Source organism: Streptococcus timonensis (genome assembly GCF_900095845.1).
Classification (GTDB): domain Bacteria; phylum Bacillota; class Bacilli; order Lactobacillales; family Streptococcaceae; genus Streptococcus; species Streptococcus timonensis.
On record NZ_FMIX01000003.1, the window covers coordinates 100,155 to 118,472 of the forward strand.

Genomic DNA, 18,318 nt, shown 5'->3' on the forward strand with positions numbered 1-18,318 from the left:
TCTTATAGAGCAGTAAGGAAGGTCAGTCCGCCAAGAACAACCCCAGCCGAGTTTGGAATGATTAGAATCCAGTCTTTCTTAGGCTCTTTTGTCCATCCATAAATGACCCAGATTAAGCAAGAGACTGCTGCTGATAAAGGTTGAAATGGTTGAGCTTTGTTTCCTTGTAAATTGGCAAAAATTTGAGGGATGTAGGCTATAAATACAATAATTCCGATAAAGGCACCAATTGAACCAACAATTTGATTAATTCTCTGTTTAGTCATATATATTTCTCCTTATTACTTTATTAGTATAACAGAAAAACAACTTGGATTCAAGGATAAAACCTCGGGATTCTAAGGGAGGCCTTTATATTAGAACGTTTTTAGAAAATGTAGCTACTTTTCTTTGGAGAATCGAAAAATGCTTTGGAGCCATAATAAAAGTAGTCTGTCTACAAAACACACTACTTTTATTGTTTATCTTAATATCTAGCAGGTCCTGCACTTGCGCTCTTGATGTTGAAGCGTTTTTTGAGGTAGAAACGTAGGGCAAGAAGAACTCCTCCGATAACCATCAAAACAAGAGGTGGTAGACTGATGTTAATAGCTTGTGGAAGGAAGTTACTGAAGAAGAGGATGATGACCCAAGCAAACATGGTTGCTAGCATGACCAAAAGTGATTTCCAAAATGGAGGACGTTGGCTACGGTCAACATCTGGACTATAGTAGCGGTAGATGAAGTGGTAGAGGAGATAGAAGGCTACTCCACCAAAAGCCCCTACACAGAGGAGTGTTACCAAACCGTAGGCTACTGGTTGGTTTGAAAAGAGACTCATTAAGGCACTGACTACGGCAAACAATCCTGTGATGAAGAGAGCTGAATCCATGATCATGAGTTTTGGATCCTCATTCTCTTTTGGGTGCTCTTTTTCATATTGCTCTTTCTCAGTGTAGCTGTGAGCCCAGTGAGTTGGTGCTCCGTAGAGAGAACGAGCCGTCAATCCCTTTGGTTGTTCTTCAAGGATACGAGGAATGACTTCTTCAAGGATGGCCTTGATTTCAGCATCTGTCTTTCCGTCCTTTAGAAATTGCTGGGTTGCAATATGGATAAATTCCTGGTTTTTCTTTGTTAATTCTTTTAAATCAATCTGTGACATAGTAACTCCTGTTAGAACCATTTTTTATGGATGAGATAGAGAGTGAGAGAAACACTCAGAGCGAAGGCGATGAAGACGATAAGCCAGAAAGCGTTTGGTTCCCCGTTTAGAGGGATTTCATTGTCTTTAAAGTTCATACCGTAAGCCGAGAAGATCATGGTTGGGATAGACATAACGATGGTCACAAGGGCCAAGGTTTTCATGATATTATTCTGATTGTTTGAAATAATTGATGCAAAGGTATCTGTCATTGAGTGCAAGATATTTCCATAAATGTCTGCCATCTCAATGGCCTGTTGGGTTTCAATCAAGGTATCTTCCAGCAGGTCTTCGTCCTCAAGGTATTTTTTAATATTACTAGTTGCGCTGGTCAACTTTTTAATCACGCGCTCATTTGTTTTAAGAGAGGCTTTAAAGTAGACGATGGTCTTTTCCAACTCCATGAGTTCAATCAATTCTTCGTTTCGAGTGGATTGATGTAGCTGGCTTTCAATCTGGTCACTCTTACGTTCAATCGAACGAAGGGCTGTCAGATAAATTTCAGCGTTTCGGTAGAGGATTTGAAAGATAAAGCGAGAACGCATAAAGGTGTAGAAATTCCGAAGTCTCCGGTTGATGAAGATATCTAGAAGCGGTAGAGGTTCCAAACAAGTGGTAATAATGGCCTCTTCTGTGATGATAATCCCTAAGGGGATGGTCACATAGTAGGTACGGTTATTTCTCTCTTCAGTAATGGGAACGTCCACGATGATCAGTGTGTATTCATCTTCAATCGTGATACGAGACATTTCTTCCGCATCGAGTGGTGCACGGAGGTCCGCGATATCAATATCAAATGCAGAAGCAATTTCCATCGATTCGCTTTGGGTAGGATTGACGAGATTGATCCAAGTGCCCGGCTGGAGCGTATCGATCTCTTTAAATTCTGTTGTTGTTGAGAGAAAGACTTGTTTCATATCTCCTATCCTTTCCTAATCTATTCTGTGTTTAAGTGATTTTTAGCACCGTACTATTATACTACAAATTCGGCTTTTTTGGTAATAGAATTTCACTTTTTTTGGTATAATGGAAAGCAACAATGGACTAGAAAGAAGTAACATGCAAGATAAGATTGTCATCCATGGGGCACGCGCCCATAATTTAAAAAATATTGACGTGGAAATTCCACGTGACAAGCTAGTTGTGGTGACGGGGCTGTCGGGTTCGGGCAAGTCCAGTCTTGCCTTTGATACCCTGTATGCAGAAGGGCAACGTCGCTATGTTGAGAGTCTATCAGCCTACGCTCGTCAGTTCTTAGGGAATATGGAGAAACCAGATGTGGACTCTATCGATGGTCTTAGTCCTGCTATTTCCATTGACCAGAAAACGACTAGTAAAAACCCTCGCTCAACTGTAGGAACTACGACGGAAATCAACGACTATCTCCGTCTCCTCTATGCTCGTGTAGGAACACCCTACTGTATCAACGGACATGGGGCTATCAAGGCTTCGTCTGTAGAGCAGATTGTCGACAAGGTTTTGGAATTGCCAGAGCGCCAGCGTCTGCAGATTTTGGCTCCTGTTATTCGTAAGAAAAAAGGGCAACACAAGACGTTGATTGAAAAGATTCAAAAGGATGGCTATGTTCGTGTCCGTATCGATGGGGTTGTCTATGATGTGACCGAAGTTCCTGACCTTGAAAAGAATAAACAACATATCATCGATGTGGTGGTAGACCGTATTATCATTAAAGAAGGTATCCGTAGTCGTCTCTTTGATTCCATCGAAGCAGCCCTTCGTATCGCAGAAGGTTATGTGGTTATCGATACTATGGATGATTCGGAGTTACTCTTTTCAGAACATTATGCCTGCCCAGTCTGTGGTTTTACAGTTCCAGAACTAGAACCTCGTCTCTTCTCCTTCAATGCACCATTTGGTTCTTGTAGCGAGTGTGATGGTTTGGGGATCAAGCTAGAGGTTGATACGGACTTAGTCGTACCAGATGCTAGCAAAACCCTTCGTGAGGGGGCCTTAGCACCTTGGAATCCTATCTCTTCTAACTATTATCCAAATATGCTAGAACAAGCCATGACAGCCTTTGGAGTGGATATGGATACTCCTTTTGAGGACTTGTCTGAGGAGGAGAAACTTCTCATTTTCTATGGTTCAGATGGTAAGGAATTCCATTTCCACTATGAAAATGAATTCGGTGGAGTTCGCGACATCGACATTCCTTTTGAAGGTGTTATAGGGAATATCAAGCGTCGCTATCATGAAACCAATAGCGACTATACCCGCACACAAATGCGTCTTTATATGAATGAGCTAACTTGTGGCACGTGTCACGGATATCGTCTCAATGACCAGGCCTTATCTGTTCGAGTAGGAGGAGAAAAAGGACTCCATATCGGAGAAGTTTCAGACCTCTCTATCGCAGACCATTTGGAGGTTATTGATCAACTAAGCCTATCTGAAAATGAAGCTATCATCGCTCGTCCGATTCTAAAGGAAATAAAGGACCGCTTGACCTTCCTCAATAATGTCGGTCTCAACTATCTGACCCTTTCTCGTTCTGCAGGAACATTATCAGGTGGGGAGAGCCAACGTATTCGCTTAGCGACCCAGATTGGTTCCAATCTCTCAGGAGTCCTCTATATCTTAGATGAGCCGTCTATCGGTCTTCACCAGAGGGACAATGACCGTCTGATTGCCAGTCTGAAAAAGATGCGTGATATAGGGAATACTCTCATTGTAGTAGAACATGATGAAGATACCATGCGAGAGGCAGATTATCTAATTGACGTCGGTCCTGGTGCAGGGGTCTTTGGTGGAGAGATTGTTGCGGCAGGAACTCCTAGACAGGTGGCTCGCAACAGTAAGTCAATTACAGGTCAGTACTTGTCAGGCAAACGTGCCATTCCAGTGCCGTCAGAACGTCGTGTAGGAAATGGTCGCTTTATTGAGGTGACAGGTGCGCGTGAGAATAACTTGCAAAATATCACCGCTCGCTTCCCACTCGGGAAATTTATCGCGGTGACAGGTGTCTCTGGTTCAGGGAAGTCGACACTTATTAACAGCATTCTCAAAAAAGCCATTGCTCAAAAGCTTAACCGCAATTCAGATAAGCCTGGAAAGTTTAAGACTATCTCAGGGATTGAGCATGTAGATCGTTTGATTGACATCGACCAGAGTCCTATCGGACGAACTCCAAGGTCCAATCCTGCAACCTATACAGGTGTCTTTGATGACATTCGGGACCTCTTCGCTCAGACAAATGAAGCCAAAATTCGAGGCTACAAGAAGGGTCGTTTCAGTTTCAATGTTAAGGGTGGTCGCTGTGAGGCCTGCTCAGGTGACGGGATTATCAAGATTGAAATGCACTTCTTGCCAGACGTATACGTAGCTTGTGAAGTCTGCCACGGGACCCGTTATAACAGTGAGACCCTAGAAGTTCATTATAAGGAAAAGAATATCTCGCAAGTTTTAGATATGACCGTTAACGATGCGGTAGAATTTTTCAAACACATTCCGAAAATTCAACGCAAACTCCAAACGATCAAAGATGTTGGTCTAGGCTATGTGACCTTGGGACAACCAGCCACGACACTTTCTGGTGGAGAAGCGCAGCGTATGAAGCTGGCTAGCGAGCTCCATAAACGCTCGACCGGTAAATCTTTCTACATTCTAGATGAACCGACAACTGGTCTTCATACCGAGGATATCGCGCGTCTACTGAAGGTCTTGTCTCGCTTTGTAGATGATGGTAATACAGTTCTCGTGATTGAGCACAATCTAGATGTCATCAAAACAGCAGACCATATCATTGATTTAGGTCCAGAAGGCGGTGTTGGTGGTGGTACCATCATTGCAACAGGAACTCCAGAGGAAGTAGCTGCTAATGAAGCTAGCTATACAGGACAGTATTTGAAAGGAAAGTTACATCATGAATAAACGTGTGCAAGCATTTCTCGATAAAATGCAAGAAAAAGAATTAGATGGGATTATTATCAACAACCTTAAAAATGTCTACTATTTGACAGGATTTTGGGGTTCAAATGGAACAGTCTTTATCAGTCGTGACCGTCAAATTTTGGTGACGGATGCCCGCTATATCATCGCTGCTAAGCAGGAAGTTACTGGTTTTGAGATTTTTGCAGAACGTGACGAGTTGACTACTATCGCAAAAATTGCTAAAGACATGGGTCTTTCTCGTATCGGGTTTGAAGATGAAATCTCGGTTTCTTATTACCACCGCATGCAAGCCGCTTTTGAAGGTTTGGAATTAATTCCTCAGACACAGTTTGTTGAAGCTCTTCGTATGATAAAGGACGAGACAGAGATTGCGACTATTCGCAAGGCTTGTTCAATATCAGACCAAGCTTTCCACGATGCCCTTGAATTTATCAAGCCAGGGAAGACTGAAATTGAAATTGCCAACTTCCTTGATTTCCGTATGCGTGAGCTGGGAGCGGCAGGTTTGTCTTTTGACACAATCTTAGCGAGTGGTATCAACTCTTCTAAACCCCATGCCCACCCAATGCACAAGCCAGTAGAACTAGGCGAAGCTATCACTATGGACTTTGGGTGCCTTTACGAGCATTATGTAAGTGATATGACTCGTACCATCTACCTAGGCCATGTCAGCGACGAACAAGCAGTAATCTACAACACTGTTTTAAAGGCTAACCAAGCATTGATTGACCAAGCTAAGGCTGGCTTAGGTTTCCGTGACTTTGACAAAATCCCTCGTGATATCATTGTGGAAGCAGGCTATGGACAATACTTTACACACGGTATCGGACACGGTATTGGACTTGATATCCACGAAGAGCCTTACTTTAGCCAAACTTCCAAAGAAGTTATCAAAACTGGTATGGTCTTGACTGATGAACCCGGTATTTATATCGAAGGTAAATATGGAGTTCGTATCGAAGATGATATCTTGATTACAGATACCGGTTGCGAATTATTAACCCTTGCTCCAAAAGAATTAATCGTAATCTAAGAAAAATGAGATAAATCGTTGACTTTTACTAGTTAAAGGTTTATACTGAAAGGCGAAAACGGTAGGTGAGGCTACCATAGGGATACGGATGACTACCGCAAAGCAGTGGAGACACTACTCGTTGGTCAACAGTCCTGGTCGCGAAGGTCAAGACTAAGCTCATTACATCGCCCTATGGAGTTAAAGCTTGAACGAAAACAGATAATAAGTTTTTAGTCCTGCCATTTTATGGCAGGGCTTTCTGCTGTTTCAAAACAAAGAAAGGAGACAAACGATGCAAATTGACGATCATCCAGAACCGCACATACACAGCCAATCGCTGATTTGTGTCGTTTTGTCCCTATAAAGTGATTGGTCTCTGTGTATGATACTCTTCGAAAATCAAATTCAAACCACGTCAACGTCGCCTTGCTGTACTCAAGTACAGCCTGTGGCTAGTTTCCTAGTTTGCTCTTTGATTTTCATTGAGTATGAAATCACTATTCATACAGATAGGAGAAACCAATGAAAACTACAAAAGAAAGATTAGCAGCAGCTATTCAAACTCCATTAAAAGATAGTTTAGCTTTTTACCATACAAGTCTAAAAGGCTTAGACCAAGAACAAGTCGAAGAAAACCGTGACCTATATGGTGGAAACACCATCACAAAAGGTCAAGAGGATTCCATCTTTAAAAAGATTTATGAGTCCATTATCAATCCTTTCACAATCATTTTGCTTGTGATTGCCTTTATATCTCTCGTTACAAACGTCTGGCTTGCCAAACCTGGTCAAGAGGATCCAACTACCTCTATCATTATTGTTGTCTTAGTCTTGATATCAGGAGGCATCCGTTTTGTCCAAGAGTTGCGGAGCGACAAGGCGACAACCAATCTTTCAAAAATGATTGTCAACACTGCAACTGTTATTCGCGATGGTCTTGAGCAAGAGTTGCCAATCGATGAGTTGGTTGTGGGAGATCTCGTGAAATTGAGCGCTGGAGATATGATTCCAGCAGACGTCATCTTGTTCGAATCCCGCGACTTTTTCGTTCAACAGTCAGGCTTGACTGGAGAAAGTGATGCCATTGAAAAGTTAGCTTTAAATAAAGCCACTGGTCAAAATATAGATAGCCTCTTAGAAGCAGAATCTTTGGCCTTCATGGGAACAAACGTTATCTCAGGAAGTGCTACAGCTATGGTCCTAGCAGTTGGGGATGATACCATGATGGGAGCTATCGAGCAAACTCTTAATACTTACGATGAACCAACTTCTTTTGAGCGTGAAATGAATAGCATTTCCTGGCTCTTGATCCGCTTGATGCTTGTCATGGTTCCAATCGTGTTTTTCGCAAATGGTTTGACCGATGGAGACTGGCTAGAGGCTGGAGTATTTGCCTTGAGCGTGGGTGTCGGACTGACACCAGAAATGCTTCCGATGATTATTACAGCCAGCTTAGCAAAAGGTTCCATTATCATGGCCAAGGAAAAGGTAGTCATCAAAAAACTCAATGCTATCCAAGACTTAGGAGCAATCGATATCCTTTGTACGGATAAAACTGGAACTCTAACGCAAGATGAGATTGTCTTAGAATACCCTTTGGATATCCATGGTGATTTGGATATGGCAGTCTTAAGAAGAGCTTATCTAAATTCACATTTTCAAACAGGCTTGAAAAACTTGATGGACCGTGCCATCATCAGTAGAACTGAAAAAGAAGCCAAGGAACATGTTATCCTACAAAATCTAGACACCAGCTTCCAAAAAATCGACGAACTACCATTTGATTTTGAACGTAGACGCATGAGTGTTATCGTCAAAGATGATAGCAATGTTGTTAGTATGGTGACCAAAGGCGCCTTGGAAGAAATGTTGACCATTTCGACACATGTGGAATATCGTGGAGAAATAATCCCTATTACGGAAGGTATTCGCCAAGAAGTACTGGCAGAAGTTAGTCAATTAAACCGTCAAGGTTTACGTGTATTAGGTGTTGGTTACAAGTCAGGTCTACGTGAAGATTATGCCTATGCTGTGACTGATGAAAGTGACATGATCCTTACAGGTTACCTTGCCTTCTTGGATCCACCAAAACCATCTGCAGCACCCGCTATCCAAGCTTTGCTTGAGCATGGTGTCAGAACAAAGATTTTAACTGGGGATAATGAAAAAGTAACTCAAGCCATCTGTGAAAAGGTTGGTTTGGATGTTGAGCTGATGCTTTTGGGAGCTGATATCGACCAAATGACAGACCAAGAATTAGCAGAAGCGGTTGAAAGTGTAACAGTCTTTGCCAAATTGTCTCCTGACCAAAAAGCTCGAATTATTCTACAATTGAAGAAAAATGGTCATGCCGTTGGTTATATGGGTGACGGTATTAATGATGCCCCATCTATGAAGGTGGCAGATGTTGGAATTTCCGTTGATACAGCAGTAGATATCGCAAAGGAAACAGCTGATGTTATTTTGCTGGACAAGGATCTCATGGTTCTTGAAACAGGTATCGTTGAAGGCCGGAAGGTCTACGCCAACATGACCAAATATATTAAGATGACAGTTAGTTCAAACTTTGGGAATATCTTCTCACTATTGGTTGCAAGTATCTTCTTGCCATTTTTACCAATGGCTCCTGTTCATCTCATTGTCCTAAACCTAGTCTACGATTTATCTTGTGTGGCATTGCCGTTTGATAACGTGGATCAAGACTTCCTAAAACAACCCCATACATGGGAAGCAAAATCTATTACTAGATTTATGGTTTGGATGGGTCCAATCTCATCTGTCTTTGATATTTTGACCTTTATCTTCCTATACTTTATCATTGTACCTTTGGTGACAGGCCACCATTATGTTCACGGGGCTGAATCTGCCCTTCAGTTTATTATCTTATTCCAAACAGGATGGTTCATTGAATCTATGTGGTCTCAAACCATGGTTATTCATATGCTCCGTTCTGCTAAAATTCCTTTTGTACAGAGTCGTCCAGCTTGGGTTGTGGTATTTATGACTTTACTTGCTGCAATTTTTGTTACTAGTCTGCCTTATGGAGCATTAGCTGGCGTCCTTCGCTTAGCACCATTGGGAATTCCTTACTTCTTATTCCTAGTCCTCATTATTTTCTTGTATATGATAAGTGTCACAACAATCAAGAATTTTTATATAAAAAAATATAAAGAATGGTTATAGTTCGTAATTTGTCAAGAAAAAAGTTCGAAAATCTCAAAAAAAGTTAATTTTTTTCAAAAATAGGTCGCAAGTCGGATGTTTTTTATGGTATAATAGATTATACTGATAGAAACATGTAGCGAAAGGGGTAGGTACATGATCAAAATTTATACAGTCTCAAGTTGTACTAGCTGTAAAAAAGCTAAAACCTGGCTCAATGCCCACCAGTTAAGTTATAAAGAACAAAACCTTGGAAAAGAAGGAATTTCGCGAGAAGAACTACTTGATATTTTAACCAAGACTGATAATGGAATTGCTAGCATCGTATCATCGAAAAATCGCTATGCTAAAGCCCTAGGTGTTGACATCGAAGATTTGAGTGTCAATGAGGTGCTCACCTTAATCATGGAGACACCACGTATCCTAAAAAGCCCAATTCTGGTTGACGAGAAACGTTTGCAAGTTGGCTATAAAGAAGATGACATTCGTGCCTTCTTGCCACGCTCTGTCCGTAATGTAGAAAACGCTGAAGCACGTTTACGTGCCGCACTATAAAACATGAAGGCTGGGATAATTCCTAGCCTTCTCTGCTATTTAAACAAGGATAAAATGTGAGGAATCATGAATAAAATTCTTATTGGGACATTAGCCTTCCTATTTTTACTGGTTGGATGTGGCCAGAAAAAAGATTCTGGAACATCGACTACTGAAAATAGTCAAGAGGCTCTCCAGTCTACCTTACCAGTTCTAGAAAATGCGACTAAAAACACAGTGGTCACCAAGACATTGGTATTGCCAGTTGATGAAAATGGAGTTCAACAGACTCAGACAATTACCTATAAGGGAAAACAATTTTTGTCGATGACCATTCAACTAAAACGTCCAGTTTCACAAGAGTTGAAAGATTACATTGCTGAACATGGATTGGAAGAGGCGAAAAAAGCACTGAAAGAAGCTGAAGATAAGGACGAGTCGGTTCAAGAGACTCGAAAATTCACTGGATTTAGTCTAGAGTCCAATCTCTTAAGTGAAACGGAGATGGAAACAAAGACAAGTTATGACTTCCAAGTGATGGATATTAAAAAAGCTAGTGAAGACGAATATTTTAAAAATATCGGCCTTGAAAACCTGCTAAAATACGAACCAGAGGAATATATTGAAAATCGGGTTGCAAGTGGCGCAACTGTCCAGTAAGAAAAAGGCAGAAAATCAAGCAAATCAGGTTGTGTCATTTGTAGAAAGACTGGGAATATGCTATAATAGTAGTATTCTAAGGAAAGAGGGTGTTAGAATGGGATTTACTGAAGAAACCGTACGTTTTAGATTGGACGATTCCAATAAAAAAGAGATCAGTGAAACATTGACAGATGTCTATGCTTCATTGAATGAAAAAGGGTATAACCCTATTAATCAAATTGTGGGCTATGTTCTCAGTGGAGACCCAGCTTACGTTCCTCGTTATAACAATGCACGAAATCAAATTCGTAAGTATGAACGCGATGAAATTGTTGAAGAGTTGGTTCGCTACTACCTTAAGGGACAAGGAGTCGATCTATAATCTATGAGAATTATGGGATTGGACGTTGGTTCAAAAACGGTAGGTGTAGCAATTAGCGATCCGCTAGGTTTTACAGCACAAGGGCTTGAAATTATCCAAATCAATGAAGAACAAGGTCAATTTGGCTTTGATAGACTTAAGGAGTTGGTTGATACATATAAGGTGGAGCGTTTTGTTGTTGGATTACCTAAAAACATGAACAATACCAGTGGACCACGAGTGGAAGCTAGTCAAGCCTATGGTGCAAAGCTAGAAGAACTTTTTGGTTTGCCAGTAGAGTATCAAGATGAACGCTTGACTACGGTTGCTGCAGAGCGTATGTTGATTGAGCAAGCTGACATTAGTCGCAATAAGCGAAAAAAGGTTATTGATAAATTAGCGGCTCAGTTGATTTTGCAAAATTATTTAGATAGAAAATTTTAAGACAGAGGAGAAACTATGTCACACGATCACAACCACGATCACGAAGAACGTGAACTTATTACACTTGTAGATGAGCAAGGAAACGAAACTTTATTTGAAATCCTATTGACTATTGACGGAAAAGAGGAATTTGGTAAAAACTATGTTCTTCTTGTACCAGTTAATGCAGAGGAAGACGAAGATGGACAAGTGGAAATCCAAGCTTACTCATTCACTGAAAATGAAGATGGGACAGAAGGCGAATTACAACCAATCCCTGAAGATTCAGAAGATGAATGGAACATGATTGAAGAAGTCTTCAACAGCTTTATGGAGGAGTAAAAACATCCGGGGGATGTTTTTAGCCCTGCGCTAGAAAATAGAAACGCAGGTAGTCTGGGAGACTGTATCACCCCAACTCCCAGAAACTGGAGAGAGTTGGAACGTCCAGTGGACGTTTTTAGCCCCCACTAAAAATAAAGTTTAGCTAGTATCTAGCAAAATCAGTAAAAAGCGAAGAGAATCTTCGCTTTTTTATTAAGGAGATCAGCATGTTTGAAGTTGAAAAATGGCTTCATAGTCGGATTGGCTTGAATTTTAGATCAGGATTGGGACGGATGCAAAGAGCAGTAGATTTACTGGGAAACCCTGAGCAAACCTATCCGATCATCCATGTAACGGGTACTAATGGCAAGGGTTCTACTATTGCCTTTATGAGGGAACTCTTTGTTTCTCATGGCAAAAAGGTTGGCACCTTTACTTCGCCCCACATTGTTAGTATCCATGATCGCATCTGTATCAATGGTGAACCCATATCGGACGAAGATTTTATTCGTTTAGCAGATCAAGTCAAAGCAATGGAGCAAAGACTTCTAGAAACTCACGATCAGCTATCTTTTTTTGAGTTGCTGACCTTGATTGCTTTGCTTTATTTTAAAGAGCAAAAAGTAGATTTGGTCCTACTGGAAGTTGGGATAGGTGGACTTCTTGATACTACCAATGTCGTGACAGGAGAAATTGCAATCATCACATCAATCGGCCTCGATCACCAGGAGACCTTGGGCGATAGTCTGGTAGCAATTGCAGAGCAGAAAGCAGGAATTTTTAAGCCCGGGAACTCAGCTGTGATTGCAAATTTAGCACCGGAAGCCCAACTCGTTTGTAAAAAAACTGCTACTAATTTGGGTGTAAGTCTCTACCAAGCTAATAAAGATTTTTCTTTCCGAAGTGGGAACTTCTATTCTTCTCTAGCTGACTTTAATCACCTAATATTGGGATTAGAGGGAGCCTATCAGGAGGAAAATGCAGCTCTTGCCTTGCAGGCTTTTCTACTATTTATGGCACAAAGAAACGAGAAAGTAGATCAAGAAGCGGTACGTGCTGCCTTGCAAGCTACTAAATGGGCTGGAAGGCTAGAAGCTGTCACTGAGCACATCTATTTGGACGGCGCTCACAATTTACCAGCTCTAGAGCGTTTGGTTGAGTTTATCCAAGAAAAAATCCAGCAAGGGTATCAGCCTCAAATTCTTTTTGGTGCGCTAAAGCGGAAAGATTACAGTGGGATGCTTGCTTATTTAACAGAGCATTTACCTGACGCGGATCTCTATGTTACGAGTTTTAACTATCAGGGCTCCTTAGGCGAGCAAGACTTGAGTGGTTATAGAATAGTTAGTTCCTATCAAGAATTTATAGATACTTTTGAAGCTTCTGCAGGAGATAAAGCCCTGCTATTTGTGACAGGATCTCTCTACTTTATATCTGAGGTTCGCGCTTGTATTATGAAACAAAAGTCATTTGATTGACCCTCCTATCTTTATTTGTTATAGTAAAGGTGTGGTGGCTCAGCAGGGTTATTCTGATTTTAAGCCACTAAAAGAAAGGAGACATTATGTCACTAAAAAAATTCACACTTTCTCTTGCTTCTTTGGCAAGTCTTAGTCTCTTAGTTGCATGTTCGCCAAAAGAGCAGGCAACTCCTTCAACTCAAGCAAGCACCAGTACGGAAGTAACAACTGGTCAGCAAGCGGAAACGACTATTTCTAGTTCGACGGCTAGTTCAGTAACTAACATTGATGGAACCTATAAAGGGCAAGATGAGGGAGACAGCATTACTCTCGTTGTTACTGGTAATACTGGAACATGGACGGAAGTAGAGCCTGATGGTGATCAGGAAATTAAGAAGGTAACTTTCGAACCAGAAAACCAGAGAGTCTATATTGGAGATGACATCAAAGTTTATGTAGCAGATGGTAATCAAATGATCATTGATGATATGGATCGTGAAATTTCTGATCGTATTGTTTTAAAGAAGTAGAACATTAAGTAAACTATTTTTTAAAAATCTTGAATCTGTATTCGCAGGTTCAAGATTTTTGTTTGTAGCAAAAAAAATCCATACTTTTATGCTAGAATTTATCTAGCTCAAAAGTATGGAAGGTATTTAATAGTTAAAGAAATAATTCCCTTAAGAAGTGAGCAACTCCGTCTTCCTCGTTGGTCAATGGAAGCTGTTCATCGGCGAAAGGAAGTAGAGCTGGATTGGCGTTTTTCATGGCATATCCGGTGCCTGCAAAGGCTAGCATTTCTGTGTCATTATGTTCGTCACCAAAAGCAATCAAATTCTTTCTATCCACATTCATGACATCAATAAGATATTCAAGGGCAAAGGCTTTATGAACTCCTTTCGGTGTACACTCGAGGATATTCAAGGGACCACCCCAAGTATTGATATTAAGCTGGTGCTTGTAAAAACTGTTCATTTCTTCTGCCAGAGCATACTTGTCGCTTACTCGAGTCTGCAATAAAATACAGTTGGGATCCTTGGTAACCAGGTCAGAATTAAATTGGTTTTCAGGCTGGAAGTTCTTAACACCAAATAGTCTAGGGTCTGCAATTTCTTGGTCAGGCGCTGTAATATAGAATTTTTTACGGTACTCTCCAGCTATAAAGTCTGCTTCAATTTCTTCTGTACGTTCAACCATATCTAGGAGATACTTTTTATCAACAGTCAGACATTTTTCGTATTTCCAGACCTTACCAGGTAGATGAGTCAGAGATCCATTGAAGTTAATCATAGGTGTTTCTAACTCTAATTCACGATAAAAATCTTTAGCCATGCGGTAAGGGCGTCCGGTTGCAATGATGATCTGATGCCCTTTTTTTGAAATTTCTTTGATAGTTTTTTTTGTGAAATCAGATAGTTTACTCTCCCCATTGAGTAAGGTTCCATCTAAGTCAACGGCAATTATTTTTTTAGTCATAAGATCCTCCCGAATCTAGTTTCAGATAAGATGTTTTCTATTATATCAAAAATACACAAGAAAAGCAGACTATAAATGGAAATAGAAAGAACTGATTCTAGTAATAGTCTTCAAATTATTTTAAAAACAGCTTGAAAAACTGAATGATTAATGATATAATTTTATCATTGTTCGTAAAAAACAAAAGGAGATTAAACATGGACAAACTATTTAAACTCAAAGAGCACGGGACAGATGTCCGTACAGAAGTGCTTGCTGGTTTAACAACATTCTTTGCAATGAGTTACATTCTCTTTGTAAACCCTCAAATGCTTTCACAAACTGGAATGCCAGTTCAAGGGGTATTCCTTGCTACGATTATTGGTTCTGTTGTCGGAACTTTAATGATGGCTTTCTATGCAAACTTGCCATATGCACAGGCTCCAGGTATGGGACTTAATGCCTTCTTTACCTTTACGGTTGTATTTGGTATGGGCTATAAATGGCAGGAAGCTTTAGGTATGGTCTTCATTTGTGGTATCATTTCTTTGATTATTACATTAACCAATGTTCGTAAAATGATTATTGAGTCTATTCCTACGACACTTCGTTCAGCAATTTCTGCTGGTATTGGGGTATTCCTTGCTTACGTTGGTATTAAGAATGCAGGTCTCTTGAAATTCTCTATCGATCCAGGTAGTTATACAGTAGCAGGGGAAGGTGCAGATAAGGCTCAAGCAGCAATCACTGCTAATTCAGGAGCTGTTCCTGGATTGGTTGATTTTAACAGTCCGGCTGTTCTAGTAGCTCTTGCAGGCCTTGCCATTACGATTTTCTTTGTTGTTAAAGGAATCAAAGGTGGAATCATCCTTTCAATCTTAACAACTACAGTTCTTGCCATTGCAGTTGGTGTTGTTGATTTGTCTAGCATTGATTTCGCAAGCAACAACCTTTCAGCAGCGATTAACGATTTAGGAACTTTGTTTGGTGCAGGTCTTGGATCAGAAGGTTTAGGGTCTTTGATTTCAAATACTTCTCGTTTGCCTGAAACTTTGATGGCTATTCTTGCCTTCTCGTTGACAGACATTTTTGACACAATCGGTACTCTTATTGGTACAGGTGAAAAAGTTGGTATCGTTGCAACAAATGGTGAAAACCATGAATCAGACAAATTGGATAAAGCACTTTACTCTGACTTAGTAGCGACTTCAGTTGGTGCCATTGCAGGTACTTCAAACGTTACGACTTATATTGAGTCAGCAGCAGGTATTGGTGCTGGTGGACGTACAGGTTTGACAGCTCTAGTAGTTGCTATCTGTTTTGCCCTATCTAGCTTCTTTAGCCCACTTCTTGCTATTGTTCCTTCAGCTGCAACAGCACCAATTTTGATTATTGTCGGAATTATGATGCTGTCTAATCTTAAAAATATTCCTTGGGATGATATGTCAGAAGCAGTTCCTGCCTTCTTTACTTCTATCTTTATGGGATTCAGCTACTCAATTACTCAGGGTATTGCTATTGGTTTCCTCACTTATACTTTAACGAAAATTGTTAAAGGTCAAATTAAAGATGTCCATGCAATGATTTGGATTTTAGATGCTTTATTTATCTTGAACTACATTAGTATGGCTCTAAATTAATGAGAAATTTTTTCAAAAAAGAGGGAGGGTTTCCCTCCTTTTTTGTTGTTAGGAATGTCACAATCGAAAAAATTTTTGGTATAATGGATGCATGCGCACAAAAAATGAAGATGAGCTTATGGCTTTTGGAAAAAAGTTGGGCAATATACTAGAAAAAAATGATGTTTTAATTTTAACTGGTGAATTAGGTGCTGGAAAAACCACACTTACAAAGGGTCTAGCCAAGGGTCTAGGAATTAATCAGATGATTAAAAGTCCCACTTATACCATCGTTCGAGAATATGAAGGGCGTTTGCCTTTGTATCATTTAGATGTCTATCGCATCGGAGGAGATGCCGACTCTATTGATTTAGATGAGTTTCTGTTCGGAGATGGTGTTACTGTCATTGAGTGGGGACATTTACTGGGTGAAGATCTTCCTTCAGACTATCTAGAATTAGAAATTCTCAAAAAAGATGAGGGACGAGAAATTAGTTGTCATGCCCATGGTCAAAGAGCAAGTCGCCTACTAGAGAGGTTGACGAATGGAGTATGAACTTTTAATCCGCGAGGCAGAAGTTGAGGATGCTCAAGTTCTGCTAGCTCTTTTAGATCAGATAGGACAAGAGTCTACGTTTACGAGTTTGGATGAAAATGGCATTTCAATCAGTCAGTCTGAAATGGAAATGTTTATCGACAAGCAGGCTCAGTCTGATAACCAGATTACTTTGCTCGCTTTTTTGAATGATGAGTTAGCAGGAGTTATTAATATTACAGCTGATCATCGACCAAGAATCAGACATATCGGAGATATTTTTTTGGGTATAAAAAAATCCTTTTGGGGATTTGGTTTAGGCAGTGTTTTAATGGAAGAGAGCATAGAATGGGCTAAATCTAGTGGAGTCATTCGACGCTTGCAATTGACCGTACAAAAACGAAATACTGCTGCTATCCATTTATATAAAAAAATGGGTTTTATCACAGAAGGGCTACAGGAACGTGGTGCTTGTACAGAAAGAGGAGAGTTTCTTGACGTTTACCTAATGGGATTACTGATAGACGAATGAGTGTATGATAAAAAAAATATTAAAAATGTTTTTAGGCTTCCTTCTTGTATCTATTTTAGGTGTGGGAACATATGCCTATACGATTTATAATCAAGGAACAAGTTCCTTGGCAAAAACTTATAAAAAAATAGGGGAAGAAACAAAGGTTATTGAAGCAACACAACCATTGACAATCTTGCTTATGGGAGTGGATACGGGGAATATCGAACGTACAGATCCCTGGGAAGGTAACAGTGACTCAATGATATTGTTGACAGTCAATCCCAAGACCAAGAAAACAACAATGATTAGTTTGGAACGGGACATTTTGACAAAAATTCAACACAAAGATGGTACTGTTACTGAGGAAAAACTGAATGCCGCCTATGCGGGTGGTGGAGCCGAACTAGCTATCTCGACGATTCAGGATATGATGAATATCCACATTGACCGCTATGTTATGGTAAATATGCATGGCCTTCAAAGAATGGTTGATGCTGTAGGTGGTATTACGGTCAACAATACTTTAGGTTTTCCAATCTCCATTCAAGACCAGGAACCTTTTAACAAGATTTCCGTCGGAGTCGGACAGCAACACCTAAATGGTGAAGAAGCTCTAGTTTATTCACGCATGCGTTATCAGGATCCAGAAGGAGATTATGGTCGTCAGAAACGACAACGTGAAGTTATCCAAAGAGTGATTGAAAAGATTTTAAGCTTAAATAGTGTAACCCACTACCAAGATATCTTGAAAGCTCTTAGCGACAATATGCAGACAAATATTGAGATTACGACTTCTACTATTCCACAATTGCTAGGCTATCAAGAATCCTTTAAAAATATTGAAACTCATCAGTTACGAGGTGAAGATACCACGATTGAGGGAGGCTCCTACCAAATTGTTACTTCAGAACATATGTTAGAGATTCAGAATTTATTACGTACTTCATTGGGCCAACCTAAAGTAACTGAGTTAAAAACAAATGTGGTCTTGTACGAAGAAATCAATAATCAAAATCCAGGAGTCCTCTCAGAAGCAACAATTATTGAAGAAGAACAAGAATGAGTGATGATGACTCAATAGAGTATAGTTACAAAAGAAGCCAAATCGTCTGGCTTGCCATAGATTTATCGAATCGTAGGATTTTTCCTGCGGTTTTTTCAAAGAAATTCGAATTGATAAGT

The 18,318-nt window shown here is 40.2% G+C and carries 18 protein-coding genes and 1 riboswitch; of the genes, 14 read left to right on the forward strand and 4 right to left on the reverse strand.

Annotated elements, in window-relative coordinates; translation table 11 throughout:
• Positions 1-2 precede the first annotated feature (2 nt).
• The 3 genes from BQ2679_RS01525 to BQ2679_RS01535 form a co-directional block, all read right to left on the reverse strand.
• Positions 3-266: a SemiSWEET family transporter gene (locus tag BQ2679_RS01525; RefSeq protein ID WP_049496815.1), complete on the reverse strand. Its 264-nt coding sequence runs from the start codon at positions 264-266 to the stop codon at positions 3-5.
• 200 nt (positions 267-466) lie between these two features.
• On the reverse strand, positions 467-1,141 hold the full coding sequence (locus tag BQ2679_RS01530; RefSeq protein ID WP_075565465.1) for a DUF1129 domain-containing protein: 675 nt from the start codon (positions 1,139-1,141) through the stop codon (positions 467-469).
• 11 nt (positions 1,142-1,152) lie between these two features.
• Positions 1,153-2,097 (reverse strand): magnesium transporter CorA family protein, encoded by a 945-nt coding sequence (locus tag BQ2679_RS01535; RefSeq protein ID WP_075565467.1) that lies wholly within the window; start codon positions 2,095-2,097, stop codon positions 1,153-1,155.
• A gap of 142 nt (positions 2,098-2,239) precedes the next feature.
• Between BQ2679_RS01535 and uvrA the strand changes: the two genes are divergently transcribed.
• The 10 genes from uvrA to BQ2679_RS01585 all read left to right on the forward strand — a co-directional run bounded on the left by uvrA (position 2,240) and on the right by BQ2679_RS01585 (position 13,543).
• Positions 2,240-5,071 (forward strand): excinuclease ABC subunit UvrA, encoded by a 2,832-nt coding sequence (uvrA, locus tag BQ2679_RS01540; protein ID WP_075565469.1) that lies wholly within the window; start codon positions 2,240-2,242, stop codon positions 5,069-5,071.
• On the forward strand, positions 5,064-6,125 hold the full coding sequence (locus BQ2679_RS01545; RefSeq protein WP_075565471.1) for a M24 family metallopeptidase: 1,062 nt from the start codon (positions 5,064-5,066) through the stop codon (positions 6,123-6,125). Before uvrA ends, BQ2679_RS01545 begins: the two co-directional genes overlap by 8 nt.
• A gap of 53 nt (positions 6,126-6,178) precedes the next feature.
• Positions 6,179-6,332, forward strand: a riboswitch (M-box (ykoK) riboswitch).
• 297 nt (positions 6,333-6,629) lie between these two features.
• The gene (mgtA, locus tag BQ2679_RS01550; RefSeq protein WP_075565479.1) at positions 6,630-9,290 is read left to right on the forward strand and encodes a magnesium-translocating P-type ATPase; all 2,661 of its coding nucleotides are present in this window, start codon (positions 6,630-6,632) and stop codon (positions 9,288-9,290) included.
• 135 nt (positions 9,291-9,425) lie between these two features.
• Positions 9,426-9,824, forward strand: coding sequence for a transcriptional regulator Spx (spx, locus tag BQ2679_RS01555; protein ID WP_006149601.1), 399 nt, complete (start codon positions 9,426-9,428; stop codon positions 9,822-9,824).
• Between the two features lie 66 nt (positions 9,825-9,890).
• Positions 9,891-10,463: an SP0191 family lipoprotein gene (locus tag BQ2679_RS01560; protein ID WP_075565481.1), complete on the forward strand. Its 573-nt coding sequence runs from the start codon at positions 9,891-9,893 to the stop codon at positions 10,461-10,463.
• Positions 10,464-10,560: 97 nt separating this feature from the next.
• Entirely contained in the window at positions 10,561-10,827 is a 267-nt protein-coding gene (locus BQ2679_RS01565; protein ID WP_025168751.1) for an IreB family regulatory phosphoprotein, read from the forward strand.
• A gap of 3 nt (positions 10,828-10,830) precedes the next feature.
• The gene (gene ruvX, locus BQ2679_RS01570; RefSeq protein WP_075565484.1) at positions 10,831-11,250 is read left to right on the forward strand and encodes a Holliday junction resolvase RuvX; all 420 of its coding nucleotides are present in this window, start codon (positions 10,831-10,833) and stop codon (positions 11,248-11,250) included.
• A gap of 15 nt (positions 11,251-11,265) precedes the next feature.
• Positions 11,266-11,571: a DUF1292 domain-containing protein gene (locus BQ2679_RS01575; protein WP_000017622.1), complete on the forward strand. Its 306-nt coding sequence runs from the start codon at positions 11,266-11,268 to the stop codon at positions 11,569-11,571.
• 209 nt (positions 11,572-11,780) lie between these two features.
• The gene (locus BQ2679_RS01580; protein WP_075565486.1) at positions 11,781-13,031 is read left to right on the forward strand and encodes a bifunctional folylpolyglutamate synthase/dihydrofolate synthase; all 1,251 of its coding nucleotides are present in this window, start codon (positions 11,781-11,783) and stop codon (positions 13,029-13,031) included.
• Positions 13,032-13,117: 86 nt separating this feature from the next.
• Positions 13,118-13,543 carry an SP_0198 family lipoprotein gene (locus tag BQ2679_RS01585; RefSeq protein WP_075565488.1) on the forward strand — a complete coding sequence of 142 codons (426 nt, stop codon included), beginning with the start codon at positions 13,118-13,120 and terminating at the stop codon, positions 13,541-13,543.
• A 133-nt stretch (positions 13,544-13,676) separates the two neighbouring features.
• Here BQ2679_RS01585 and BQ2679_RS01590 read toward each other — a convergent pair whose 3' ends face one another.
• Positions 13,677-14,489: a Cof-type HAD-IIB family hydrolase gene (locus BQ2679_RS01590; protein WP_075565490.1), complete on the reverse strand. Its 813-nt coding sequence runs from the start codon at positions 14,487-14,489 to the stop codon at positions 13,677-13,679.
• A gap of 197 nt (positions 14,490-14,686) precedes the next feature.
• On the opposite strand from BQ2679_RS01590, the gene BQ2679_RS01595 reads away from it, so the two are divergent.
• The 4 genes from BQ2679_RS01595 (at position 14,687) to lytR (ending at position 18,199) form a co-directional block, all read left to right on the forward strand.
• Positions 14,687-16,108, forward strand: a complete 1,422-nt coding sequence (locus tag BQ2679_RS01595) for an NCS2 family permease (RefSeq protein ID WP_075565492.1) — start codon at positions 14,687-14,689, stop codon at positions 16,106-16,108.
• A gap of 91 nt (positions 16,109-16,199) precedes the next feature.
• Positions 16,200-16,643, forward strand: a complete 444-nt coding sequence (tsaE, locus tag BQ2679_RS01600) for a tRNA (adenosine(37)-N6)-threonylcarbamoyltransferase complex ATPase subunit type 1 TsaE (protein ID WP_075565494.1) — start codon at positions 16,200-16,202, stop codon at positions 16,641-16,643.
• A complete protein-coding gene (locus tag BQ2679_RS01605; protein WP_075565496.1) occupies positions 16,633-17,154 on the forward strand; it encodes a GNAT family N-acetyltransferase in 522 nt (173 codons plus the stop codon). Before tsaE ends, BQ2679_RS01605 begins: the two co-directional genes overlap by 11 nt.
• Before the next feature lie 4 nt (positions 17,155-17,158).
• Complete coding sequence (lytR, locus tag BQ2679_RS01610) at positions 17,159-18,199, forward strand: glycopolymer--peptidoglycan transferase LytR (RefSeq protein WP_075565498.1); 1,041 nt, start codon at positions 17,159-17,161, stop codon at positions 18,197-18,199.
• Positions 18,200-18,318: the final 119 nt, after the last annotated feature.

Coding starts and splice junctions, on each gene's coding strand:
- BQ2679_RS01525 (WP_049496815.1), bottom strand. CDS start 266: ATGACTAAACAGAGAATTAATCAAATTGTTGGTTCAATTGGTGCCTTT.
- BQ2679_RS01530 (WP_075565465.1), bottom strand. CDS start 1,141: ATGTCACAGATTGATTTAAAAGAATTAACAAAGAAAAACCAGGAATTT.
- BQ2679_RS01535 (WP_075565467.1), bottom strand. CDS start 2,097: ATGAAACAAGTCTTTCTCTCAACAACAACAGAATTTAAAGAGATCGAT.
- uvrA (WP_075565469.1), top strand. CDS start 2,240: ATGCAAGATAAGATTGTCATCCATGGGGCACGCGCCCATAATTTAAAA.
- BQ2679_RS01545 (WP_075565471.1), top strand. CDS start 5,064: ATGAATAAACGTGTGCAAGCATTTCTCGATAAAATGCAAGAAAAAGAA.
- mgtA (WP_075565479.1), top strand. CDS start 6,630: ATGAAAACTACAAAAGAAAGATTAGCAGCAGCTATTCAAACTCCATTA.
- spx (WP_006149601.1), top strand. CDS start 9,426: ATGATCAAAATTTATACAGTCTCAAGTTGTACTAGCTGTAAAAAAGCT.
- BQ2679_RS01560 (WP_075565481.1), top strand. CDS start 9,891: ATGAATAAAATTCTTATTGGGACATTAGCCTTCCTATTTTTACTGGTT.
- BQ2679_RS01565 (WP_025168751.1), top strand. CDS start 10,561: ATGGGATTTACTGAAGAAACCGTACGTTTTAGATTGGACGATTCCAAT.
- ruvX (WP_075565484.1), top strand. CDS start 10,831: ATGAGAATTATGGGATTGGACGTTGGTTCAAAAACGGTAGGTGTAGCA.
- BQ2679_RS01575 (WP_000017622.1), top strand. CDS start 11,266: ATGTCACACGATCACAACCACGATCACGAAGAACGTGAACTTATTACA.
- BQ2679_RS01580 (WP_075565486.1), top strand. CDS start 11,781: ATGTTTGAAGTTGAAAAATGGCTTCATAGTCGGATTGGCTTGAATTTT.
- BQ2679_RS01585 (WP_075565488.1), top strand. CDS start 13,118: ATGTCACTAAAAAAATTCACACTTTCTCTTGCTTCTTTGGCAAGTCTT.
- BQ2679_RS01590 (WP_075565490.1), bottom strand. CDS start 14,489: ATGACTAAAAAAATAATTGCCGTTGACTTAGATGGAACCTTACTCAAT.
- BQ2679_RS01595 (WP_075565492.1), top strand. CDS start 14,687: ATGGACAAACTATTTAAACTCAAAGAGCACGGGACAGATGTCCGTACA.
- tsaE (WP_075565494.1), top strand. CDS start 16,200: ATGCGCACAAAAAATGAAGATGAGCTTATGGCTTTTGGAAAAAAGTTG.
- BQ2679_RS01605 (WP_075565496.1), top strand. CDS start 16,633: ATGGAGTATGAACTTTTAATCCGCGAGGCAGAAGTTGAGGATGCTCAA.
- lytR (WP_075565498.1), top strand. CDS start 17,159: ATGATAAAAAAAATATTAAAAATGTTTTTAGGCTTCCTTCTTGTATCT.